General features: G+C 31.7%; 20 protein-coding genes. 5 read left to right on the top strand and 15 right to left on the bottom strand.

All coding sequences use genetic code 11. The features are described 5' to 3' along the window. The first annotated feature begins 49 nt into the window (after positions 1-49). Both D6200_RS11690 and D6200_RS11695 read left to right on the top strand, forming a co-directional pair. The gene (locus tag D6200_RS11690) at positions 50-793 is read left to right on the top strand and encodes an energy transducer TonB (RefSeq protein ID WP_073182255.1); all 744 of its coding nucleotides are present in this window, start codon (positions 50-52) and stop codon (positions 791-793) included. Positions 794-841: 48 nt separating this feature from the next. Further along, positions 842-1423, top strand: a complete 582-nt coding sequence (locus D6200_RS11695; RefSeq protein WP_073182254.1) for an acyltransferase — start codon at positions 842-844, stop codon at positions 1421-1423. Between the two features lie 123 nt (positions 1424-1546). Here D6200_RS11695 and D6200_RS11700 read toward each other — a convergent pair whose 3' ends face one another. The 6 genes from D6200_RS11700 to D6200_RS11725 are packed head-to-tail and all read right to left on the bottom strand — an operon-like array spanning position 1547 to position 8519. Next, positions 1547-2899, bottom strand: a complete 1353-nt coding sequence (locus D6200_RS11700; RefSeq protein ID WP_073182253.1) for a mannosyltransferase — start codon at positions 2897-2899, stop codon at positions 1547-1549. Next, a complete protein-coding gene (locus D6200_RS11705; RefSeq protein WP_073182252.1) occupies positions 2900-4390 on the bottom strand; it encodes a cellulose synthase family protein in 1491 nt (496 codons plus the stop codon). Beyond that, on the bottom strand, positions 4390-5082 hold the full coding sequence (locus D6200_RS11710; RefSeq protein ID WP_047787894.1) for a glycosyltransferase family 2 protein: 693 nt from the start codon (positions 5080-5082) through the stop codon (positions 4390-4392). The genes D6200_RS11705 and D6200_RS11710 overlap by 1 nt, the downstream gene beginning before the upstream one ends. Before the next feature lie 3 nt (positions 5083-5085). Next, positions 5086-5562, bottom strand: coding sequence for a toxin-antitoxin system YwqK family antitoxin (locus tag D6200_RS11715; RefSeq protein WP_047787893.1), 477 nt, complete (start codon positions 5560-5562; stop codon positions 5086-5088). Further along, positions 5552-7174 carry a 4Fe-4S binding protein gene (locus D6200_RS11720; protein WP_047787892.1) on the bottom strand — a complete coding sequence of 541 codons (1623 nt, stop codon included), beginning with the start codon at positions 7172-7174 and terminating at the stop codon, positions 5552-5554. The genes D6200_RS11715 and D6200_RS11720 overlap by 11 nt, the downstream gene beginning before the upstream one ends. A gap of 1 nt (position 7175) precedes the next feature. Continuing rightward, positions 7176-8519, bottom strand: coding sequence for an NAD(P)/FAD-dependent oxidoreductase (locus D6200_RS11725; RefSeq protein WP_073182251.1), 1344 nt, complete (start codon positions 8517-8519; stop codon positions 7176-7178). A 140-nt stretch (positions 8520-8659) separates the two neighbouring features. Here D6200_RS11725 and D6200_RS11730 point away from each other — a divergent pair, with 140 nt between their 5' ends. From D6200_RS11730 to D6200_RS11740, 3 genes are read left to right on the top strand one after another with little or no spacing between them, the layout of a single operon-like run. Beyond that, positions 8660-9529 (top strand): hypothetical protein, encoded by an 870-nt coding sequence (locus D6200_RS11730; RefSeq protein ID WP_073182250.1) that lies wholly within the window; start codon positions 8660-8662, stop codon positions 9527-9529. Between the two features lie 21 nt (positions 9530-9550). After that, positions 9551-10561: a glycoside hydrolase family 113 gene (locus D6200_RS11735; protein ID WP_073182249.1), complete on the top strand. Its 1011-nt coding sequence runs from the start codon at positions 9551-9553 to the stop codon at positions 10559-10561. Further along, positions 10545-11843, top strand: coding sequence for a POTRA domain-containing protein (locus D6200_RS11740; RefSeq protein ID WP_083574778.1), 1299 nt, complete (start codon positions 10545-10547; stop codon positions 11841-11843). Before D6200_RS11735 ends, D6200_RS11740 begins: the two co-directional genes overlap by 17 nt. Positions 11844-11955: 112 nt before the next feature. Here the strand turns inward: D6200_RS11740 and D6200_RS11745 are convergent, their stop codons facing one another. From D6200_RS11745 to D6200_RS11785, 9 genes are all read right to left on the bottom strand, one after another. Further along, a complete protein-coding gene (locus D6200_RS11745; protein WP_073182248.1) occupies positions 11956-14049 on the bottom strand; it encodes a S46 family peptidase in 2094 nt (697 codons plus the stop codon). Positions 14050-14139: 90 nt separating this feature from the next. After that, complete coding sequence (locus tag D6200_RS11750) at positions 14140-15024, bottom strand: sterol desaturase family protein (protein ID WP_073182247.1); 885 nt, start codon at positions 15022-15024, stop codon at positions 14140-14142. Positions 15025-15058: 34 nt separating this feature from the next. Continuing rightward, positions 15059-15895, bottom strand: coding sequence for a metallophosphoesterase family protein (locus D6200_RS11755; protein ID WP_073182246.1), 837 nt, complete (start codon positions 15893-15895; stop codon positions 15059-15061). Continuing rightward, complete coding sequence (locus D6200_RS11760; protein ID WP_073182245.1) at positions 15871-17220, bottom strand: sodium:solute symporter family transporter; 1350 nt, start codon at positions 17218-17220, stop codon at positions 15871-15873. Before D6200_RS11760 ends, D6200_RS11755 begins: the two co-directional genes overlap by 25 nt. Before the next feature lie 38 nt (positions 17221-17258). After that, positions 17259-18683 (bottom strand): SusD/RagB family nutrient-binding outer membrane lipoprotein, encoded by a 1425-nt coding sequence (locus D6200_RS11765; protein WP_073182244.1) that lies wholly within the window; start codon positions 18681-18683, stop codon positions 17259-17261. 11 nt (positions 18684-18694) lie between these two features. Then, the gene (locus tag D6200_RS11770) at positions 18695-21910 is read right to left on the bottom strand and encodes a SusC/RagA family TonB-linked outer membrane protein (protein ID WP_073182243.1); all 3216 of its coding nucleotides are present in this window, start codon (positions 21908-21910) and stop codon (positions 18695-18697) included. A 100-nt stretch (positions 21911-22010) separates the two neighbouring features. Next, complete coding sequence (locus tag D6200_RS11775; RefSeq protein ID WP_073182242.1) at positions 22011-22712, bottom strand: TIGR04282 family arsenosugar biosynthesis glycosyltransferase; 702 nt, start codon at positions 22710-22712, stop codon at positions 22011-22013. A gap of 111 nt (positions 22713-22823) precedes the next feature. Then, positions 22824-23570, bottom strand: a complete 747-nt coding sequence (locus tag D6200_RS11780; RefSeq protein WP_047787881.1) for a uroporphyrinogen-III synthase — start codon at positions 23568-23570, stop codon at positions 22824-22826. Positions 23571-23584: 14 nt separating this feature from the next. Continuing rightward, positions 23585-24223 carry a DUF4271 domain-containing protein gene (locus D6200_RS11785; protein WP_073182241.1) on the bottom strand — a complete coding sequence of 213 codons (639 nt, stop codon included), beginning with the start codon at positions 24221-24223 and terminating at the stop codon, positions 23585-23587. Positions 24224-24245: the final 22 nt, after the last annotated feature.

Here is a 24245-nt window from a genome sequence, read left to right on the forward strand (position 1 = left end):
TGGCACGTTTCTTGTTTTTAACATAGTATTAACATAAAAAACAAATACTATGAAAACACCTAAGAAGCATGCTAAAAAGCAATTAGAAAAATTTTCAACTATTTTTACACAATTAGGCTTAGTGCTAACTTTGTTTGTCGTTTTTCTTGTTTTAGAGCACGAAACAGTTAAAGATACAGCGGTAGTTGAACCTACTAATGCACAAGATTATGAGAAAGTTTACACTTTTGACATTCCTGTTATTGTAAAAAGAGAAGTAAAAGAAATTGTAAAACCAAAGAAGAAGCGTGTAATTAAAGAAATATTTAAACCCGAAGTAGTAGATAATAATACAGAAAATACCACTGTAATAGATTTACCTGTAGATGAAGCACCTATTGATTTAAATCAAATTCCAGAGTTAAAAGAAACTGAAACTATAGAAGATAGTGATGATCCAATTTCAATTAAGAATGTCCAAAACACTCCGGTTTTTAAAGGTTGTGAAGGACTCTCAGAAGAAGAAAACATAAAATGTTTTGAAAGAAAAATACAACAGCATATACAACGTAATTTTAATTCTGAATTGGCGCAAGATGTAGGATTAAATTCTGGTAAATATAAAATATTGACACAGTTTGTTATTGATAAGTTAGGTAATGTTACGGATATTCAAATTAGGGCACCACATACTAAATTAAAAAAGGAAACAAACAGAGTAGTAAATAAAATTCCAAAATTTACTCCAGGAAAACAGAATAATAAAGAAGTAAAAGTAAAATATACGCTACCAATTACTTTTAGAGTGGAATAAAAAGTAAAAACTCAGCCAACTGGTTGAGTTTTTTTATTTTTGTTATATATGGATACAGATAAAATGTTTTTTGCACATGAGACAGCAGTTATTGATGATGGTTGCATAATTGGAGAAGGAACTAAAATATGGCACTTTAGCCATATTATGCCTAATTGTAACATTGGTAATAATTGTAATATTGGACAAAACGTAGTAGTGTCGCCTCAGGTTGTTTTAGGGAATAATGTAAAGGTTCAAAATAATGTTTCTATATATACGGGTGTTAGATGCGAAGATGATGTCTTTTTAGGACCCTCTATGGTTTTTACCAATGTAATTAATCCACGTAGCGCCATAAAAAGACAAGATCAGTATTTAGAAACAATTGTTAAAAAAGGAGCGAGTATAGGAGCAAATGCAACAATTGTATGCGGTAACAATATTGGAGAATACGCTTTTATAGGAGCAGGAGCAGTGGTAACTAAAGAAGTTAAACCTTATGCGTTAGTTGTAGGAAACCCATCAAAACAAATAGGGTGGATTAGTGAGTACGGACATCGGTTAAATTTTGATGATGAAGGTTTGGCTACTTGCTCAGAAAGTGGAGATAAATATATCTTGAAAAACAATGAGTTAAGAAAACTTTAAGTTAAAGTTTAAAAAAAGTGAAAAAACTTAAAAAAAATATTTGTGAAAAGAAAAATCTTATTTATATTTGAACAGTGGTTTTTAAACCACTTTCTTTTTCTTTTTCATAGCAATTTTTCCCACTCAATTTTGAGTGGGTTTTCTTTTTATAAAAACTTCCCAAATAAAGTAACTGTATAGAATAATGTATTCTAAAGTAATTAACCAAAGATTTTCTTTCCATGGAGAATTAGCATATGCCTGATAACTTAGAATAATAACTAAACTCCACAAAACAGCATAACGATATTGAGTAAATACAGATAAAATTAAAAGCGTTGCTATATACCAAGGATGCATTGTTGTTGTTGAAAAATAGTAGAACGACAAAGCAAATAGCATACTTAGAATTAATTGTTTTGTTGACTTGTTCTTTTTGAAAAAAGTAAGAATTAATAAAAAGCAAACGGTAAGAATAGGTATTATTTTACCAATAATGGCAATCTCATTATAGCCTCTAAATTGATAACCAATTTCTCTAGCTAAATAGTAAAAACTAGCATTAAACTCAAAGCTTCTAAACCATAAACCAACAGAGTTAGTATAGTTTGAAATTAACTCTGGAGAATAGAAAGGAAGAAAAAGTAACACAATTGTTAGAACTACAGTTCCGTAAAAAAATGCTAATTTTTGTAATCCTTTAAGGAGTGAAAAATCATTCTTTACAAACCATTGAAAAAATAAAGGTAAAAAGAGTAAAGGAATGAGTTTTACAGAAACTGAACAAGCCATTAGTATAGCTGCTAAAAACCACTTCTGTTTATGTAGTGTATAAATACTCCAAACCAGAAAGAATAACATAACAGGTTCAAAATGTAAGTTTCCAGTAAGTTCAATTATAATAAATGGGTTTAAAACATATAGAAAAATGTTTTTAACGGGTAATTGTAATCTTTCTAAAAGCTTTTTACCAAAGTATAAAATACCAACATCAGCCAAGATAATAAGTGTTCGCATTACAATAACGCTCCCAATAATGCTGTTTTTAGCAAACAAGGCGGCTATTAAAAAGCAAAGTTGATTAACTGGAGGATAGTTGGTGTAATGACTACCATTTAAGGCTCCCATTCCTTCATACAAATCCTTAGCTTGGTTAATAGGGTAGTTATGCTGCTCAATAAACGTTTGAGGTAATGATAAATAAGGATTTATTCCTTCTAAAATCATACGTCCATCCCAAATAAAACGATAGAAATCTTGAGATAGATTAGGAATAGCAAAAAAGAAAACCAATCGAAATAAGACCGAAATTCCAGCTAAATGAGCAAACGATAATTCTTTATCTCGTAAAAGAGCAAAATAACAAGTAAATAGGCTAATCCAGAGAAAAAGTAACTTGTTAAATTCGGTACGTTCAATTGTATAAGCAAATAAAAAATAAAGAACAACACTAACAAAGGTTAGTATAATTGAGCTATATTTTTTAAAAAAAGACATTTAAGCTTTTGAGAAAATCGATTTAAAAAAGACATATCCAAAACCAACAAATAACATTAAATGAAAAGGGAACAAACCAAAGTCTCCACCCTGATCACCAACAGTAAAAGCACTATACATACCAAAAGCAAAGTATAAAGCTAATAAACCTTCTATGATTACATGTAAAGAGGGTCTTTTACGAATATATTTATTGTTTTTCCAACTATCTTTTAACGACTTAATATTGAATTTAGGGGTTCTTACAAATTCACTTTTTTTACCTAAATGACCTTCTAAAACAGCAATTGTATTGTGTAAAGAGAAGCCCATGGCAATAGAGAAAAAAGCGAAAAAGGCGCCAATATATTTGATAAAATTCCAGAAACCTCCTCCGTAAGTCCTTTTATACATAAACCAGTAGCAGATAAAGAAAATAAAGGTGCTTACAATAAAAAAGCTCATGACTATAAAGTAAATTTTCAAATGCGCATATTCATTTTTAATATACAACATAGGTATACTTAAAACAGCAACTAAAAAGATACAAGTAAACATAGAGCTATTTAGTAAGTGTAGCGTTCCATGAAGTTTTGTTTTAAAAGGAATAGTAGAACTTGTAATAATCCTCTTTAACATTTTCTGAAAATTCTCTGCCCCACCTTTGTTCCATCTAAACTGTTGAGAACGAGCAGCACTAATAACTACAGGTAATTCAGCAGGAGTAACAACATTTTCTAAATATTTGAATTTCCAATTCTTTAATTGTGCACGGTAGCTTAAATCTAAGTCTTCTGTTAAAGTATCTCCCTCCCAGTTTCCAGCATCGTAAATACACTCTTTACGCCAAATACCTGCAGTACCATTAAAATTAATAAAATGTCCTTGGCTATTTCTACCTACTTGTTCTAAAGTAAAATGAGCATCTAAAGCAAACGCTTGAATTTTTGTTAAGGTTGAATAATTTCTATTAATATGTCCCCAACGAGTTTGAACTACGCCTATTTCAGGATCTTTAAAATACGGAACGGTTTCCAGTAACCAATTTTCCTTAGGTAAGAAATCGGCATCAAAAATAGCAATAAATTCACCTTTGGCCGTTTTAAGTCCTTCCTTTAGGGCGCCAGCCTTAAATCCTTGACGGTTTTCACGTCTAATATGTTGAATGTCTAAACCTGTTTTTTGAAGCTCTTTAATTTGTTTAGCTGTGCTCTCAATTGATTCATCGGTAGAATCATCTAATACTTGAATTTCTAACTTTTTGCGTGGATATTCTAATTGAGCAATGTTGTGTAATAAACGCTCCATTACATATAGCTCATTATATACAGGTAGCTGTATTGTTACATACGGAACTTTGTTAATGTCAGATAAATCTAATTTGGGTGCGCTTTCCTTTTTTTTCTGAGCTTTCAAATAGTTGATAAGCAGGTTTAACTGAGCTATAGCGTATAACAATATAAGTACTAATGATATAGTGTATAGTGTAATTATTATGTATTCTAAGACCATTATTTAAAGCTATATTTAAAGATCCAACCTAAAATTTTTATGCCGGCTAATATACTACCTTTTACAGTTCCTGAAACCTTTGAAACGCCAATTCTATTTCTATATTTCATAGGAATTTCTGTATAAGTTAATTTTTGTTTCAAAGCCTTTAATTGCATTTCTACTGTCCAACCATACGTTTTGTCTTCCATGTTTAAAGCTAGTAGTTTATCATATTTTATTGCTCTGAAAGGACCTAAATCAGTGAATTTTGCACCAAAAAACAACTTCATTAAAGTAGTTGCTAGCCAATTACCAAAAACTTGTTGAGGAGTCATAGAGCCCTTTTCACGTAGTCGTTGTACACGAGCACCAATTACAAAATCAATGTTATCATTCATTATTGGAGCAACAAGCTCAGTAAGTTGTTCAGGATAATCAGAATAATCTCCGTCTAAAAAAACAACGATATCTGGCTTTTCGTTTTTAATAGAAATATATTCCATCCCTTTCAAACAAGCATATCCGTAACCTTTTCTATTTTCAGAAAGTACTGTTGCTCCTGCGTTTTTAGCAATGGTTTCAGTATTATCTGTTGAATTGTTACTAATAACAATTACCTCGTCTACTATGGAAGGAATGTCATTGATTACATGGGCAATGGAATCTTGTTCGTTATATGCGGGGATGATAACTTTTATAAGTGGATTCATTAATTATTTTAAGTCGTTGAGATTGTTTTCTTTTGCAAAAGAAGACAAATTATTCCATTCTTTTAGCTTTAGTCCTTCTTTAAACTTTATAGCTTTTGTTACCTTATGTTTTTTGTATAATAAACAGTAACCGTTTTTTTTATTGTTTTTGATTTGACATTTTTGATAAATACCTCCTTTATTATTGTAAAAGACCCACCATTTGTTTGGTAATCCATTAATAAAATGTCCTTCCTTTTTTTTAAAAGAGTTTTCATAATAAAAATGCCAATACTTAACAGGAAGGTTATTTTTAAAACTTCCTTCTTTTTTAATGTTTCCATTTTTGTAATAAAAAATCCAATAATCGGTTTTTTTATTATTTTCAAGCCAGCCTTCTTCTTTTAGTGTTCCTTCTTCATAAAATGATTTATGATATGTTTTTTGCCCAACTAAAGAGAAAGTAATAAAAAAGCATAGTATGAAAACATTATTTTTCATTTACCAATTTCATTAAATCAACATCGTTACCTAATAAAACCTCTGTTGGGTTGATACGTCCTTTTTCCGGACCATTTTCCAACTTCAATACTCCTCTAGGGCATACTGCCGAACAAATACCACAACCAACACAACTTGCACGCACTATATTTTCTCCTTTTTGGGCATATGCACGTACATCAATACCTTGTTCACAATACGTAGAACAATTTCCACAAGAAATACATTGTCCGCCATTGGTAGTAATTCTAAATCGAGATTTAAAACGTTGTACAATTCCTAAATAAGCGGCTAACGGACAACCGAAACGACACCAAACACGGTTTCCAAAAATTGGATAAAACCCGGTACCAATAACTCCTGCAAACCAAGCTCCTATTAAAAAGCTGTAGGTGTCTTTTATCCATTGAGAGTTGATTCCAAGGAAAGATTGTGCACCAGTAAAGTAACAGTATAACGTTACAACGGTCATTATTAACGAGAACACCAAAACACTATGTATTAACCAGCGCTCTAGTTTCCATGCATTCATACTTTTGTTAGAATGCTGACGGTATGGATCACCTAAAGTTTCAGCTAAACCACCACAACCACAAACCCAAGAGCAATACCATCTTTTTCCGAAGAAATATACCATTACAGGAACAATGATAAGCGTAAGTACAATACCCCAAACTAAAATAAATAAACCAATAGCTCCGCTATTTCTCAAGCTATCTAAATTCCATTCAAAAAAGAAATCATAGTCTAACGGAAAAGCATTTTTAAAATCATACCCAGGCATATTTAAACTGGTCATGATTTCTGGAATAAGGAAGGCAAATACAATCTGAAAAAATAAAACAGAAGTTGTTCTTATAACTTGGTATTTGTTGTGTCTATACTTTATATACATTCTTACTCCCATTGTAAGCATAATCACACAGTATAAAAAACCGTATACAAACCACTGGCTTGCCTCACCGCCGTTTAAAAATTTACTGATAGGGTCTAATATAAAAGTCCAGTTAACCACATAATCAGGAAAAAAATAAAGCAACAAGTAAAAAACAACTAAGTAAATTAAAACTAACCAAGCTATCCATCCTCGATTTGTACTAGCTTCTAAATAAATACCATTATTCTTTATTCCTTTTGGACCAAGTAAAATAAAATTAGGAAGTATAAATAACAGTGCTCCCAAAATACCTAAACCAAAAGTGAGTAACCATAGCAAACTTGAGTTGTTTCTAACAAAACCATTTCCAGCTTTTTTAGCTAACTCATAACTTAAGGTATGGGGTTTCCCATAAATTAAATATTGGTATTGTTCACCTTTTTTATCCCAATTTTTTTCAGCGTCGTATTTAGCAATTAGAGTATTATAATGATTGTTAGATGCTTCATAAGCATTTCTAACCCGACTAGAAAATTCAAAAATATTAAAGCTTTCATCGGTAACAATAGCTTTACTGAGTTCCTCTTTTATGATTTCACTTTTATATCCTTTTTCAGTAATAAATGAATCTAGTTCTGATTGATTTAAATTAAAAGAACCCGTAAAAATTACTCCTGAAAAAATGATTAACCCTATTAAGAATAGAAGTAGACCTGTTTGTTTTATTATTTTCATCCTAAACTCTGCTGAAAATTCGCTTCCAGCTTTTCTTTTTTAATTGAATATTGGTGTTGTTTTCTTTGTTGAATTTTGCTACAATTTCTGATTCGTGAAGTTTATAGAATTCTGGGTCGAAGTTTGCATCTGCTAAATGTTCTAAAGTATAAGTTACAGACTGCTTTTTATTCAAAATTTTGTCAAAAAACTCATGACGCATTCGTATCCCTAATGTATTTATACCAAGGAATTCTTGCGTGTTTTTATCATAGTTAATTCGAATACATTTTTTACCACTTTCGTGCTCCCAGTAAAAATGAGCTTCATTTTCTTTAGGTTGCGGCCATACCCAACCATAAGTTTGGTATTCAATATCAATAAATTTTGCTGAGTTAAACCAGTGCCCTGGTTTGTATTGAATTCGATTGCCACAAATAGTTTGTGCAACAGTTTCTCCCATCATTCTACCAGTGTACCAAACAGCTTCAATAGGACGACGTAAACCAATTGCTTCATGTTGTTCTGCACAATCTCCAATTGCATACACATCTTTGATATTGGTTTCTAAAAAACGATTGACTTTAACTCCTCTACCAAGTTCAATTTTCGAATCTTTTAAAAAGTCAATATTAGGAGAAACACCAGCAGTCAAACCAACAACATTACAAGGTATTTCTTCACCAGTTTCTTCAATAATTACAGATGTAACTTGCCCGTTTTTATCTGACCTTATCTCCTTCAAGTTCACACCTAAGCGTAAATCGATATGATTTTCTATAATTTCACGATTTATCATGGCAGATTCTCCCTTGGGTAACACTTTGTCCCAAAAACTATTTTCACGAACTAAAAAGGTAACAGGGATATTTCTGCTATGAAGCATTTCGGCAAGTTCAATTCCAATTAAACCTCCACCAACAATAACAGCTCTTTTACATATTTTGTTGTTTGGAGCATATTGTTCAAGAGCCTCTAAATCTTGTTTATGATACATTCCCGTAACACCTTTTAAGTCTTGTCCAGGCCAACCAAACTTGTTAGGTTTAGAGCCAGTGGCTATAATTAACTTATCGTAAGACAGTTTTTCTCCAGTGCTAAAGGCTATTTCTTTTTCTGATGAATGTACTTTTGAAACAAACCCTTTTTTGAGATTGATTCTGTTTTTTTTCCAAAACCAAGATTCGTAAGGTTGTGTATGTTCAAATTTCATGTGTCCCATGTACACATACATTAAAGCTGTTCTTGAAAAGAACTCATCAGTTTCAGAAGAAATAAGGGTAATTTTTTTGTCTGATAATTTTCTGATATGCCTTGCGGCTGTAACTCCAGAAATTCCATTACCAATAATAACAACGTGCTCCATAAATGTTGATTTGCTGTTTAGGTCGTTGCTAAAGTTAAGAACTTAATAAAGGAATTGAATTTAGAATGATTTTAAATAAAAGAGCTTTGTAAGAGAAGTTTTTTTTAAGCGACTTAAGATCTATATAAAAAATTAACCTTATGAAACGACAATTAGCAAGCCTTACAGTTTTACTGTTTTTTGTAGTGCAACTTTCAAATGCTCAAGATGATAAAGCAGAAAAATCAAATATTCAAACATATACACCATCTAAGCTTTTAAATAATGGTCAGTGGGATATTAAATGGTTTAATAACCTATATACTGAAACAAAATTTGCAGATGCAGATGGTAACACCAAATCGAAAGCAAGAGAGAATTACTTTACTTCAACGTTGGAAGCTTTCACTGGAATTTCTAAAAATAACCGTATTAACGTAGGAGCAATTGTAGAGTTTCGTTCCAACACAATAGGAGGGCGTCAAGCATTATCAGTATTTAGTTTAGAAGATAACCCAAATTCTGAAAGAAAAGGAATTACATCAATTGCACCAGCTATTAAGTTTCAACCATTAAAAAATGTAGGAAACTTTTCCGTTCAATCAGCAATACATATTCCTTTGGTGAGTAATGAAACAGAAAATGGTGTCTTTTTAGATCAAACAGCATTGACTTTTCAGAATCGATTTTTTTACGATTATACTTTTTCTAGTGGAAAATGGCAGTTATTTACAGAGTTAAATACGGAGTACAATTTTGGTGATGAGGATAGCTTTGCGAACAATACTTTTTTGTTAACTCCTGGTGTTTTCTTTAGTTATTTTCCCAACGAAAAGTCTACCGTATTAGTGTTTTCTCAACATTCACAAAGATTTGGAGATTTTACACAAGATTATACAGCTTTAGGTTTGGGAGGAAAATATCAATTAACCAGTGTTTTAAACTTGGAGGTTTTGTACAGTAACTTTGTTAGAGGAAACAACAATGGGCTAGGACAAAGTTTTAATGTAGGATTAAGGGCATTATTTTAAAAATAGTAAATTAGAGGAGTAATGAAAACTCTAAAACTCCTTTTTATAATAAGTTGTGTTTTTTTGGTAAGCTCTTGTACGAGCCAATCAAAAAAGATAAACGGTGTTAGTTTTGTTGCTTCTTCAAAGAAGATAACAAGTAAACATATTAATGATGTAAAAAAGGTATCAGCAAATTATGTAACGTTGATGCCTTTTGCTTTTGTTAAAAGCTTGTCTTCTCCAAATGTAATTTATGACTCCAAAAAGCAATGGTTTGGAGAGACAAAAGAAGGTGTAAAACAATATGCCAAAGAGTTTCAACAAAGTAAAATAAAGATTATGTTGAAACCACAAATTTGGGTTTGGAATGGGGTGTATACAGGAACTATAAAAATGAAATCTGAAGATGAATGGAGAGAGTTAGAACAATCGTATGAAGATTTTATCCTCGTTTTTGCCAAAGTAGCAGAAGAAATTAATGCAGAAATTTTTTGTATTGGAACAGAATTGGAGCAGTTTGTAATAAACAGACCAGAATACTGGAAAAAACTCATTAAAAAAATTAGAAAGGTATACTCTGGAAAATTGACCTATGCAGCAAATTGGGACGAATTTAAGCGAGTAGACTTTTGGGAGGATTTAGACTTTATAGGAATTGATGCTTATTTTCCGTTAAGTGATCAAAAATCCCCAACTCTTAAAGATTTTGAAAAAGGTTGGCAACCTCACAAAAATGAAATTATTCAGGTTCAAAGTAAGTTTAATAAGCCTGTTTTATTTACCGAGTATGGGTACAGAAGTGTAAATTTTACTGGAAAAGAGCCATGGAAATCAGATAGAATAGAAGGAGATATCAATTTAGAAAACCAACAAAAAGCATTACAAGCTTTGTATAATCAATTTTGGAAAGAAGATTGGTTTGCTGGTGGTTTTGTTTGGAAATGGTTTCATAATCATAAAGAAGTTGGAGGGGAAGATAACAATAGGTTTACACCTCAAAACAAACCAGCAGAATTGACTATAAAAAAGATGTATGAAAATAGTAAATGAAAAATATAAAAATAAGTATCTATTTTTCTTGAAGACAATAATTCTTGCAACATTTTGGTTGTCTGTAAACTGTTATTCACAAGAAAAAAGTATAGAAAAAATTACTTTTTCAGGAGCTAAAAAAACGAAAGCACATGTTTTAAAGAAAATACTGAAATCAAAAGAAAATAAAGTGCTTGATTCAATGGTATTAAAAGAAGATATGATTCGTTTGAAGCGCTTACCAGCAATTTCTAATGCGTATTTTAAAGCATCATGTTCTGAGGGTAAATGTAATGTTGTTGTAACTGTAGAAGAGAACTTTACAATAATTCCAGAAGTTAATTTTCACAAAACGATCAATCAAAAATTAGCCTACAGAATAGGAGTGGGTGAGTATAACTTTTTGGGAAGGAACATGACCTTAGGTGCGTTTTACCAATACAATGGTTTTGATTCTTATGGAATTAACTTTAGGGCTCCTACGTTATTTTCAGCAAAATGGGGAGTGTCATTAAGTCATCAAAACTGGACGAGTGAAGAACCACTTTATTTTGGTAGTGAATCAGCCAATTATAAGTATCAGAATATCTCTTATGAAGCTTTGGCTTTATACCAACACAATTTTAAAAATCAGTTTCAATTTGGAATTAATTTTTTTGAGGAAAAGTATAATTATTTAAGAGGAAGTACTTCATCGGATGTTCCTACTGAGTTAAATGTAGATAAAAAGCTACTGAAGCTAATTTATGTTTTTGATAATCTAGATTATAATTATCAATACATTAACGGAATAAAAAATGAGTTTCATGGACAATATGTAACTTCTGAAAATGAATATCAGAATGATTTTTTAATTTTTTGGAATGACTTTTTTTACTTTAAAAGAATAGGTGAAAAAGGAAATTGGGCAAACAGATTGCGTTTTGGTTTGTCATCTAATGATGATACTCCATTTGCTCCATTTGCTTTAGATAATAATTTGAATTTACGAGGAGTTGGTATTTTAGTTGATCGAGGTACTGGAAGTATTGTTTGGAATACCGAATATAGGCATACGCTGTATGAAAAAAAATGGTTTGTTATTCAAAGTAATGTGTTTGTAGACGCTGGAACATGGCGTAATCCAGGAGGAAGTTTTGATGATTTTATCAATAGTGATAATATGAAAGTTTATTCAGGTATAGGTTTACGTTTCATTAATAAAAAAATATTCAATGCAATTTTTAGAATTGATTATGGGCATGGGCTTACAAAGAATGGATCAAAAGGATTTGTGTTTGGTATAGGTCAATATTTTTAATCACAGATAGCCTAGAGTTTAATCTAGAATGAGTTGTTTATTTGCATAAAAAAAAACGAGGTTGTGAAATACAAACCTCGCTTTTTAAGCTATTCTTATGTAGAAAAACGTTTTATTTTTTCTTTGGGTGTACTAACTTCATTTCTTCAATTAAGTGTTTTGCTCCTGCATATTTATCTACAATAAATAATACATAGCGAACATCAACCATAATATTTCTACAAATTTCAGGATCGTAATTCATATCACTCATCGTTCCTTCCCATACACGGTCGAAGTTTAATCCAATTAAGTTTCCGTGTGCATCAATAGCAGGACTACCAGAGTTACCACCTGTGGTATGATTGGTTCCTAAGAAACAAACAGGAACTTTTCCGTTTTTATCAGTGTATTGTCCAAAATCTTTAGCGTCGTATAAATCGCGTAACTTTTGAGGTACATCAAATTCATAATCACCAGGAACGTATTTTTCAATAACACCATCTAAATAACTTACAGGATTGTAGTATACAGCATCTCTAGGAGAGTATCCACGAACTTGACCGTAAGTAACACGTAAAGTGCTGTTAGCATCAGGAAAATAGCGTGTATTTGGTAATGCTTCCATTAATGCTTTCATGTATGTTTTTTGTAACGCTGTAATTGGCTGGTTTTTCTGTTGAAACTCAGGATTTATTTTTGTGTAAAACTCTTCAATCATAGGCTTAGCATATTGGTAAGCAGCATCTTTGTTTAAGTTTTTTACCACCTTTTTAGCGTCTCCTTCTAATAATTGTAAAGCTTTATTTAAATCAGTAAAATTTGTTTTGTCATAAATAGAAGCATCTACATTAGTAGGATTGTATAAAGGCATTACATTTTTAAACACTCCTTTATCAACATTTACATCAAAGTTTTTATGAATTCCTTTAATTCGATTTACCAAAGAAGTTCTAGCTTCTTCAAACTTTTTAGGTTTATTTAAAGCTACTTGTTCTAACTGATACGCTCTAAAAGTCATTTGCATCAACTCGTTGGTAACTAAGAAAACTTCAATAAAGTTTCTTCTTTTAATATTAATATCAGCAAAGTCTATATATAATTTTTCAAACTCAGGAAGAATATTTCCGTAGGTTTTTTCTAATCCTTTTTCTTTTAATGCTTTTTTGAAAGTAGCTTCAAAAGCTTGACGCTCTGCGATAGCATTACTCTTTTTAATTCCTAGATTTTCACCAATCCATTTTTTCCAAGCATTTGCAATACGTGCTTGTTTTGAAGCATATTTAATACGAACAGCATCACTAGCTTTCATTTGTGCATCAATTTCTTTTAATGCAGCTTCACGAATAGCAATGTTACTCGGATTAAACTCTTGTGTAATATGTTTAATAGCAACAGCGGGTAAATATTCATTAGTACGACCTGGGAAACCAAAAACCATAGTAAAATCACCTTCTTCAATTCCATCTAAAGAAACTGGTAAAAAGTGCTTTGGTTTGTAAGGAACGTTGTCTTTGCTGTATTTAGCAGGACGATTGTTTTTATCAGCATAAATTCTGAATAATGAAAAATCTCCTGTATGACGAGGGAAAACCCAGTTATCGGTATCACTACCAAATTTTCCAATACTACTTGGTGGTGCACCTACTAAACGAACGTCTTCAAATTTTTCTGTAACAAATAAGAAATATTGATTGCCTTTGTAAAATGGCTTTATTTTAACACCTTGCCATGTTTCTTTTTGTACTGTTTTTTGAATTTCGTTGATGTTTTTATCAATAGTCGATTGTTTTTCACGTTCAGTCATAGTATCAGTAACCCCATTCAATGCTTTGGTAGTTACATCATCAATACGAACAATAAATTCAACATATAGCCCTTTATTAGGTAATTCTTCTTTTTTATTCATCGCCCAAAAACCATCTTTTAGGTAATCATTTTCTAAAGATGAGTGAGATTGAATTTGTCCAAAACCACAGTGGTGATTGGTTAAAATTAATCCTTCAGGAGAAATCACTTCGCTAGTACAACCTCCGTTAAAATGCCCAATAGCATCTTTTAAACTTGAGTTATTTACATCATAAATGTCTTTAGCGGTAAGTTTACTTCCTAAAGAGGTCATTTCTTGTTCATTCATTCCTTCTAAAAGAGAAGGAATCCACATACCTCCTTGCTGTGCAGTAACTTGAACGACAATAAATAAGAATAGAATTTTTATATACTTCATCTGTTTATTTTTAAAAAGCTAAAGATACAAATTGGTAGCAAAACAGCTAATTGAAAGTATTAAGTAATAGGTTAAAAAAGACTTAAAATGTTATTTTTTTCCTATTGGATATATTTCTTGGTGAATAAAGTCTTTAGGGAATTTTTCATCCCCTTCAAAACCTAATTCAATATCACGCCCATTGTAAGGAATGTAGTCAGTTTTAAAAATGTAATCCCATATGCTTAGCGTAATTCCAAAGTTTACTCCCATTTTTCTGTCTTCAGGAAGTTCTTTTGCATGATGCCAAATATGCATTTTTGGATTGTTCAGAATATATTTTAACCAACCGTAATCCCAGTTAATATTGGCATGATTAAGATGACCAATAGTAATGTTGAAAAAATGAACAATAGCAACGTCTTGTGCTGTAAATCCGCCCATAATAGCAAGCGGAATATACTTCATAGAGTTATATACTACGGGTTCCATCCAATGGTAACGTAAGTGGGCAGCAAACCCCATTTGTTTTACGGAATGGTGCACTTTATGAAAGTTCCATAAAAATTCATATCGATGTAATAATGTATGAGTGAACCACTGTACAAAATCAATACTAATAAAAAATACTAAGAGTCTCGCCCAATAAGGAAATGTGTTGATGTCGAATAATTGAAAATTAGCAACCGATAATCCAACCAAACCTAAAATATCATTAAAAAACTGCTCTGCTGTATTTGATAAGGCAATAAGAACGATGAGGTTTAGTAAAAAGAAATTGAAAAACATGTAAAAAGTATCCAGCCAAAAATCTTTACGAAATAAAGGTTGGTTTTTGCGCCAAGGAAAGATAATTTCTAATCCCCAAACAATAAGAGAAATTATAATTAAACCATAAAAATAATTTTCCCATTGAATTTCAAACAAAACAGATTGTTTTAAGTAGTTCCAATAACCAGTGTAGGAGTTTTTTACGATTTCTAGGTATCTTTCCATAGGAGCTATAAATTTCAGCAATAAAAATAATGAATTAATGATTTATAATTTTAAATAAATCTCGTCCTTTCCATAGTCGTTCTTCTTGGGGCAAAATTTCCATATTGTCCCAAAAACCTGTAAGTAATGTTTGTGCATAAGCAGGAGGTAGCTGTTGTTCAGTCATTAATGTATTTGCTTTTTTATAATTATAAGAAAGAGTATGAAAAGAGTATGAAAAACCATTAGTGTCATTTAAAATGGCATACCAAACATGTGGTTTTGCATTGTTAGCAGGCATGCCAATAACTCCTGGATTTAACCAAAGAAGCGAGTCTTTTTCATCTGTAAAAGGAAGTCCGGAATGTCCAGCAACAATTACATCGCAATTAGTTTCATTGAATGATGAAATTTTATTTTTCCATGGAGTAGATTTAAAAATAAATTCAGAAATATAATGGTATGAACCATGTACCATGAAAATCTTTTTATTTGCATAAGTAAAAGAGATATAATTGGGTAGGGTTTGCATCCAATTAATTGAAGCTTCCGAAAGTTGGTTTTGAGCAAAAGGATACCACGCTTTTGAAAAAACATCACAACGAGAACCTTCTGTAAAATCACAACCACAATTAACCTCTCTATTTCGTAACTGTTGTTCTACATTTCCAATAATACTATGTGCTCCCCAGTTTATAAAGGCTTGTACTGTTTCTTCTGGTTGTGCACAATAGCCAACAATATCACCTGTGCAAAAACAGTTTTCAGGTGCTATATTTTCCTTTTCAGCGACTTTAATTAAAGCTTCTAAAGCTTGTAGATTACTGTAAACACCCCCAAACAAAAGTACTTTTCCTTTAACGGTATTTATGTATGTTGTTTTTGTATCCATAACGGAATTAAATAAAGAGTAAAACAAAGAATACTTCCCCAAACATTGCTCCAAAGTAAATTGGCATACTTGCCAGAAGTAAAAATTAACAAAGAAGGAAAGGCATCAAAAACTAATAAAAATCCAATGATAATACCAGTGCCTACAGATAAGTAGTAACTAATTTTAGGAGGTTTTAACTTCCATAATATAAAAACTGGAGCTAGTCCAATAACCATAGTACCGCTAATAGTGGTTGCTGATAAAATTGAAGCGTTTAAGAACACAGGAAGAGTTCCTATAATAGCAATGAGTAGCATTATTATTCTACCAAATGAAACAGAGGGGTTAATGTTTAAATCAATAGCAAAAAGCTTAGCTGTTGATGAAAATGTAGAATCTAAGGTAGATGCAGCTGAGGTAATCATAATAAAATTAACAACTAATAACATTCCAACGCCTAAGGTTTTACTAAAAGCAACAGCTGCTTGACCGTTAAGGCCATTGATTTTTCCAAAGATACCTACAAAACTAAATAAAACAATACATAAAAACCCAATAACAGTAGCCCAAAGAAAGCTTTTTAGGGTTGTTTTCGGATTACTTATAAAACCACGATCGGTTAACACTGGGTCGTGAAAAGGATAGCTAAACGATTGTAAAAAAGCAGCGATAGCTAAGTTTCCTCCTAAAGCCATCGTCCACTCACCAGAATTTGAAACGGTTTCGTAATTTATACCTTTAGTAGAATAAATATTCCAAAGAATAATAGCCAAAAGTACAGAGAAAAATAACATTTGAATTGCATCAGTAAAAATACTACTACTCAAACCTCCTTTTAAAGCGTAAGTCAAGGTTAAAAGTGTAAAAACCACAATAGAAGTGTAGTATGAAGAGCTACCTACAGCTCCAAAATAAGAACCAATAACCATGGTGTTTGACCAAACTTCGTTAAATAGTCTAATGAGAATTAAAATTGAAAATACAAGAATAGCGGTATTACCAAATCGAATACCTAAAAAGTCATGAATGCTTTTAAAACCTCCTTTGGTACGTAGTTGATATATAATTATTCCAGCAACGGCAAACGAAAGGTAATACAGTGCATATGCAACCCCTCCTACAAGTCCAAATTGTAAGCCTAAATTAGCGGCATTGGTAATACTTTTAGCAAAAATCCAAGAGATGACTAAGCTACCTGTGAGTAATAATGTATTAGGTGCTTTTTTATTGTGTGTAGCTTTAAAGAAAGTTTGATTGGTTTGGGCAAAAGGTGCTAATATTAAAAATACTAAGCTGGTACTAAGTAGCAAACCCCATTGCCAAATGTATATTATTTCTTTCATTGGTTGTACATGTTCTGAGAAAATTTTAATTTCTTACTTTAGTTATTCCACCAAACACCAAAATTAATACTATTACCATTAGTAGCTTGAGCAGCTAATTCGTAATTTATCTTATTTAAAGAGGCTTCTTCTGCAGGATAGGGCATTCTTACAGGAATTAAATTGTTATTTAAACTTGCTGAAATAGGGTTCAGATTAGGAAACCCAGTTCTACGATATTCTATCCACCCTTCATAGCCGTTAATAATATTAGCAATCCATTTTTGTGTAATAATTTGCTCAAGGGCTTTTGTGTCGTCAAAACTAGCAGTTGTTGTAAGGTAATCATTAGGTATGTTGGTGTTCCAATAACTAAAGGCTTGTTTGGTAGCTAATTCGTATAGTGATTTGGCATCGTGGGTAATAAGACCTTTATGAGCTGCTTCTGCTAATAAAAAATTAGTTTCCCAAGCGGTCATATAATTGGCTTGCAAATTTCCGGAATGTTCTCTAAAAATAAAACCAGCTAATGAATAATCTCCCAATGAAATAGTGGTTTTTGAAGCGTCTATTCCGTTAATTAACCCGTTATAATTACTGGGAATATTACTAGAAGGCCTAAAAAAAGTTTGAATTCTAGGATCATTTAGCTCTTTTAAAATTTCTTCAATAGTTTTAGACATTACAAAGTTGTTAAAATCTCCTACTCGTAAACGTGCCATTCTAAAGTTATTAGGCTCTCCATCTGTAAAATTAAAAACAGCATTTTGAGCATTGTTGGCAATGTAGTTGCCATCGGTTACAATTTCTTGAAGTTCTTTTCTTGTATCTTGTTTTGATGAAATACGGATGAGTGCTTTTATTCGTAATGAGTTGGCAAATAAAATCCAGCTATCTAGATTTCCGTTGTATAAAACATCGCCAGTTAGCGGTAAACTACCCGTGTAATTTTCAATTGCTATTATTCCCTTTTTTAAACTATCTAAAATACCTCCATCTGCTAAGTAAATAGCTTCTTGTGTGTCGTATTTGGGAGTAACAGTTTTGTTATCTCCATTAAAAGCATCACTATAGGGAACATCTCCAAAAAGATCTGTCAAAGCCATAGCCATATATGCCTTAAAAATTAAAGCAGGGCCTTCATACACTTTAAATGTTGGATTATTTTTGGCTTTGTTTAGGATAATTTCATTGTCCCTTAAATTAGTGTAAAATACAGGCCATGGATTCCCTCCTAATTGTGGTGATTTTAAAGCATGACGATCAAATAAATTAAAATCTAAAGCAGTAAGTTGTTGACTTAATAAATTACCTGCAACAAAACCTTCATACGACATTGCCTCTCCATAATTGTAAATAACTTTACGAAATAATAAATTGGGTTCTACATCAACAGGAAAGTTAGGGTTTGTATTTATTTTTTCAAAATCACTAGTACAACTTGTTATAAGTGCTAATAGGAAGAGAGATATGTAATTTTTCATGATATTGTTTTTTAAAAGGTTACACCTAGTTTAAATCCGAAGCTTTTGGTGGTAGCATACGACATATCTTCTACACCACTAACAATTCTATTTCCCTGTACTGCTAGTTGCTCTGGATCAAAATGAGGAATGTTACTAATTGCAAATACATTTTTACCTATAAAAGAAAGAGTTACATCAGCTCCATTTTTAACGAAACCAAAGGCATTGTTTTTTAAATTGAAGGTATAACTGAAGGCAAATTGTCGTAACTTTAAATAAGAGGCGTCATAGACATTGTTTTCTTCATGATTTCTGTCGTAAAATTGTCTGTAATAACTTTCGGGAGTTATTGCAGTTGTATTTGGGGTGTATATTGGGTTTTCTGGAGTACCAGTATTTACAACCCCTTGTGCAATAATACCCGATGTTGGTCGGTAAGTTGTTTCTTTTAACTGACCAGCAACTCCTGCTAAAGCTAAGGTTCTTGAAACTAATTCTCCCCCTTGTCGCCAATCAAAAAGGAAGTTTAAATTCCAGTTTTTGTACGAAAAACTATTGTTGAGTCCCATTGTAAAGTCAGGATTGTAATTTCCTAGTTTTTTAAGTGTAGGGTCTGCAATAAAATTTCCTTCTGATGTTAAGACAAAATCACCTTTTTCATTTTTTAAGTAACCAGTTCCGTAAAAATCACCGATGCGTCCGCCTTCTTCTACTTGAAACCAAACTGTTTGATCTGGATTGTTGTATACTCTTGAATACGCCAATGTAATTCGTCCACTGTTTTGAGGTAACGATTCAATGGTGGCAACATTTTTACTAAAGTTCACAGTAGTATTCCATTTGAAGTTATTGGTTTTAAAAGGAGTGGCATTTATAACAAGCTCTACCCCTTCAGAACGTACTTTTCCGCCATTAACTACTTGTTGTTTAAAACCTGATGAAATAGGAATTGGAAGTGATAAAATTTGATCTTTGGTAAGTGCGTTGTAATAAGTAATATCAAAAGTTAAGCGATCATTAAAAAAACGAAGATCAGCCCCTATTTCAAAAGAAGTTGTTTTTTCTGGGCGTAAGTTAGGATTGGCAATAAAATCTTGACTTGTAAATGCGGGTTGTGCATGTACATTTGTTGTGGGGATAAAGGTTCTTGAAGTTTGATATGGATTGGTGTCGTTACCAACCTGAGCAATGCTTGCACGAACTTTTGCAAATGAAACCGTTGTAGGAAGGGGAAATAATTTACTTAAAATGACGCTGGTAGAAACCGAAGGGTAAAAGAAAGAAGTATTAGTGGTGGTAATTGGAGTAGCAAGCGCGCTAGACCAATCATTTCTACCTGTAATGTCTAAAAAGAAAATATTTTTATATCCTAATTTTATTAAGCCATATAAACTGTTGATTCTTTTTTCTGATAAAAAATTAAAAGTTTCAATGGGAGAAGCAGCGTTGTTAAAGCTAAAAATACCGGGTTGTGCTAATTGTGTAGTTTGTGTTTGTTGTGTACTAGCTTTTTGATCAAGACGATTTCCTCCTAAGGAAATGTCAAGAGTAATATTATTAACTTTAGGGGTATAATTAATTAAAAAATCGGTGTTAATTTCTCTATAGGTTACTTTGTGTTCAGCATATGCACCATTCCTAAACCGATTGGAACTAAAGTTTCTTAAAAAACGCCTGTTTTCACTAGAGTAATCCATTCTTGTTCTTAGTGTTAGGTTTAGGTTGTTGGTAATTTGTTGTTTTGCTGAAATATTACCAAAAACACGGTCTCTGTTAAATTCATTTCTATTTTCGTGTAATATGAAATATGGGTTGTCAAAAAAAGTATAGTTGAACGAATATTGTTGTTTACCCTCCAATCCTGGCTGCCAATAATTTTTTAAACTGTTAATGTTTAACGATCGAGGCCCCCAAGCTACTAATGAATAATTCACGTTTTCAGATCCGTATCCATTAGAAGGTCTGTTATCACTATTGCTATTTACATAATTAACATGCGAAGTAATGGTAGTGTTTTTTGAAGGGATGAATTGCAAATTAGTAGCAATTGTTTTACGATGTAAATTAACACCTGGTATAATTGATTCACTGTTAACATCGGTCAATGACAAACGATAATTCCCTTTGTTAAATCCCGATGCTATGGCAATGTTATTAATCGCTGTAATACCTGTTTTATAAAAATTTATTAAGTTGTTAGGGTGTGCTATAAATGGAGTGGGGGTGATAGGAAGTCCATTGTACAAAGCAGTATCACCTCCTCTAACGGTAGTGCCATCGGGTAGAGATACTGGACTGTCAAATTGAGGAATTAAAGTACCTTGGTTTAATCTTGGTCCCCAACTGTAGGAAATATTGTCGTTAGTTCCTCCACCTAACCCATTAACAAATTCAAAACGTCCAGAATTTCCTTGTCCGTATTCGTTTTGAAACTGAGGAAGTTGGAAAGCTGTGTCAATAAATAAAGAAGAATTAACACTCATTTTAAAAGCATTGCTTCCTTTTTTTGTGTTGATGATAATAACTCCATTAGAAGCTCTAGTACCATATAAAGCAGCAGCACTAGCTCCTTTTAATACAGAAACAGAGGCAATATCATCGGTGTTAACTTCCATAGCACCGTTACCAAAATCAGCTTCTTGAAAACCTGCAGCTGCCTCATTAGTATTATTAAAAATAGTATTATTGTTTATGGGGGTACCGTCTACAATAAAAAGTGGATTGTTATTGGTGAAAGATTGTTCGCCTCGTATAACGATTTTTGAAGATGAGCCAACGCCAGTAGCCCCACCACTGGTAATGTTAACACCCGCTAATTTTCCTGATAAATTATCTAAAAAATTTACCGATTTAACTTCTGAAATATCTTTCTGTTGGATGCTTTGAATAGCATATCCTAGCTCTTTAGACTCTCTTTTTTTATTTAAAGCAGTAATAATTATTTCGTCTAACCCTGTATTTTCTTCTTGCAAATAAATAGATATACTCTTTTGATTCCCAACTTTAATTTCTGCTGTTTTATAGCCTATAGAAGAAAAAATTAGTATATCGTTTTTGCTCTTTATTTTTAAAGAGTAATTGCCACTATTATCTGTAACCGTTCCTTTCGTGGTGTTTTTGATAGTTACGTTAACAAAAGGAATGGGAGTTCCATTTTTTTTTGAGGTTACTTTTCCTCTAATTGTATATTGAGCATTCGCAAAGGTGGTTAGGCATAATAACAACCCCAGTAAGATTTGTTTCATGTATTTTATAAATTTTGTTTCATATTGAGAATCATCAAAGAGTAAATAAAAAGCGAAGCATTTTACTACTAAATGAATGATTGTTATGATATTGTTGTACTTAAGAAAAAATGGAAGTTCTTTGTGAAGTTGTAGGAGAACCTTTGTTGTAAAGTACTGAGGTGTATTGATATCTGTATGTGTATGAGGTGTTGTAAAAACTTTTTCTCAATAAGAGAAATATCTTATTAATTAGATATTTTAGGAAACTGTTCGTTGAATAACGATTTAAAAAATAGATTAAATCGTTTTCTGAATCAATATCTTTTAAGTATGCGAGTTGTGATACAGAATGTTCGTTTTTTTCAAGTATTTTTTTTAGCGTACTAAATAAATCGGGAGTTTTCCAAGGAAGTGTTGCAAAACTTTTCTTGTTAAAATGTTTTTGATTAATGGCGAGTAAATAAATGCCTCCATCTGTTGAAGGACCTAAAACAGGAAGGTCGTTTTGAAGATGGTCAATAGCCTTTTGTAGGTGGGAAGCGTTTAAATTTGGACTGTCATTTCCTACAACAATTATGTTATGAAACCCTTTGGCAAAAGTGTTTTCTATAGCGTTCGTAAAACGCTGACCAAAAGTAGCTCCTATTTGGTGAGTTTCATTACAAATACATATTTGAGCGTTTGTTTTTGAAGCTTCAAAAACAATCTTTTTATTTAAATAGTCAAATAACTGTTCCCCTTTTTCTAAAAACTTATTTTCAGCCTCTCTTTTAGAAGAGTTTGCAAAAATAAGAATAGCTATATTGGGTTGTTTTGACATTTATGGACTTTCCATTAATTAGAATAAAATGGAAAAGTCGAAAGAAATATATTTGCATTACAAAAAAAAGCCGCTAATTTAATTAGCGGCTTTTTAAAGCAAGTAGGCTATTTATTTTTTATTAGCTTCTTTAATATATTTTTCTAAAGCCATAGTCATTGAAGGTGTTTCTGGTGTCGGAGCAGCAATATCTACACGTAAACCTCTATCTTCAACAGCTTTAATAGTAGTGTTTCCAAAAACAGCTATTCGAGTATTGTTTTGTTTGAAATCAGGAAAGTTTTCAAATAAACTATCAATCCCTGATGGACTAAAGAATACCAAAATATCATAAAAAACATTTTCTAAATCAGATAAGTCACTGACTACAGTTCTATATAAGTCCGCACGTTTCCAGTTAACTCCCAATTTATCTAATTCTTCAGGAATTAAAGATTTTAATTTATCAGAAGAAGGAAGTAAAAACTTCTCGTCTTTATGTTTCTTGATTAATTTAGTTAATTCAGGAAATGTTCTATTACCAACATAAATTTTACGTTTACGGTACACAACGTATTTCTGTAAATAATAGGCTACAGCTTCAGATTGACAGAAGTACTTCATATCATCAGGGACAGTAAAACGCATTTCTTCAGCGATTCTAAAAAAATGATCAACAGCATTTCTACTGGTAAGTATAATGGCTGTGTAATTGTTTAAATCAACTTTTTGAGCTCTTACTTCCTTTACAGGTATTCCCTCGACATGAATAAACGATCGAAAGTCAACCTTAACCTTTTGCTTTTCTGCCAAGTCAAAATATGGCGATGTTTCTGTTTTTGGTTTTGGTTGAGAGACTAAAATAGTTTTAACTTTCATAAACTTTCTCTTTATTACGTAGTTGTTGTTTTATAAAGAATTAATAGCGGTGCTATTTCAAGGGTGCAAAAGTACAAAATAAAATAAAACAACTTACTAATTACAAGTTTTTTATTATTTGTTAAAATTAAAAAGACCCTAAAAACAAGCAAGATACAGAAAGAATAAATTAAGAAAAGTTTATTTGTAAAAGTGTATTGATACAGTATGATAATGGGAAATAACCAAATGCTAAGAACATATAAATAACCCGATTTTGTATATAAAAAATAGTTTACGGTTTTAGATAAACCAAGAATATTTGCCAATGCATAATCTAAAAAAAAACGAACAGAAAAATATACAGAAACAAACAAGAAGAGTCCTAAAAAAGCTAGAAAACTATGAGAATATATTTCTGATACTAAAGTGAAAAATAAAAATAAAGAAATAACAATTATAGAAAAAGAAAACAGTAACAATTTAAAAGGTGTGAAAAAAGAAACACCTTCTTCCATTCTTTTATGAAAAAAACCAGGAGTTACAAAAGCAATAGTATATCCATATAACTTAGTAGGTTTTAGTAGCTTCATCATAGCCAATAATACAATAGCTAGTATGATAACTAAAGTAACCCAATTATCATTATATATAACTCTTTCTATTGCTTTCAATTGTTTTTATACTTTTTTAATT

The sequence above is a fragment of the Tenacibaculum mesophilum genome, from assembly GCF_003867075.1.
In the GTDB taxonomy this organism is placed as follows: Bacteria; Bacteroidota; Bacteroidia; order Flavobacteriales; family Flavobacteriaceae; genus Polaribacter; species Polaribacter mesophilus.

Bases quoted from the DNA above. Each gene is read 5' to 3' on its own strand.
- D6200_RS11690 (WP_073182255.1), top strand. From the start codon at position 50: ATGAAAACACCTAAGAAGCATGCTAAAAAGCAATTAGAAAAATTTTCA.
- D6200_RS11695 (WP_073182254.1), top strand. From the start codon at position 842: ATGGATACAGATAAAATGTTTTTTGCACATGAGACAGCAGTTATTGAT.
- D6200_RS11700 (WP_073182253.1), bottom strand. From the start codon at position 2,899: ATGTCTTTTTTTAAAAAATATAGCTCAATTATACTAACCTTTGTTAGT.
- D6200_RS11705 (WP_073182252.1), bottom strand. From the start codon at position 4,390: ATGGTCTTAGAATACATAATAATTACACTATACACTATATCATTAGTA.
- D6200_RS11710 (WP_047787894.1), bottom strand. From the start codon at position 5,082: ATGAATCCACTTATAAAAGTTATCATCCCCGCATATAACGAACAAGAT.
- D6200_RS11715 (WP_047787893.1), bottom strand. From the start codon at position 5,562: ATGAAAAATAATGTTTTCATACTATGCTTTTTTATTACTTTCTCTTTA.
- D6200_RS11720 (WP_047787892.1), bottom strand. From the start codon at position 7,174: ATGAAAATAATAAAACAAACAGGTCTACTTCTATTCTTAATAGGGTTA.
- D6200_RS11725 (WP_073182251.1), bottom strand. From the start codon at position 8,519: ATGGAGCACGTTGTTATTATTGGTAATGGAATTTCTGGAGTTACAGCC.
- D6200_RS11730 (WP_073182250.1), top strand. From the start codon at position 8,660: ATGAAACGACAATTAGCAAGCCTTACAGTTTTACTGTTTTTTGTAGTG.
- D6200_RS11735 (WP_073182249.1), top strand. From the start codon at position 9,551: ATGAAAACTCTAAAACTCCTTTTTATAATAAGTTGTGTTTTTTTGGTA.
- D6200_RS11740 (WP_083574778.1), top strand. From the start codon at position 10,545: ATGAAAATAGTAAATGAAAAATATAAAAATAAGTATCTATTTTTCTTG.
- D6200_RS11745 (WP_073182248.1), bottom strand. From the start codon at position 14,049: ATGAAGTATATAAAAATTCTATTCTTATTTATTGTCGTTCAAGTTACT.
- D6200_RS11750 (WP_073182247.1), bottom strand. From the start codon at position 15,024: ATGGAAAGATACCTAGAAATCGTAAAAAACTCCTACACTGGTTATTGG.
- D6200_RS11755 (WP_073182246.1), bottom strand. From the start codon at position 15,895: ATGGATACAAAAACAACATACATAAATACCGTTAAAGGAAAAGTACTT.
- D6200_RS11760 (WP_073182245.1), bottom strand. From the start codon at position 17,220: ATGAAAGAAATAATATACATTTGGCAATGGGGTTTGCTACTTAGTACC.
- D6200_RS11765 (WP_073182244.1), bottom strand. From the start codon at position 18,683: ATGAAAAATTACATATCTCTCTTCCTATTAGCACTTATAACAAGTTGT.
- D6200_RS11770 (WP_073182243.1), bottom strand. From the start codon at position 21,910: ATGAAACAAATCTTACTGGGGTTGTTATTATGCCTAACCACCTTTGCG.
- D6200_RS11775 (WP_073182242.1), bottom strand. From the start codon at position 22,712: ATGTCAAAACAACCCAATATAGCTATTCTTATTTTTGCAAACTCTTCT.
- D6200_RS11780 (WP_047787881.1), bottom strand. From the start codon at position 23,570: ATGAAAGTTAAAACTATTTTAGTCTCTCAACCAAAACCAAAAACAGAA.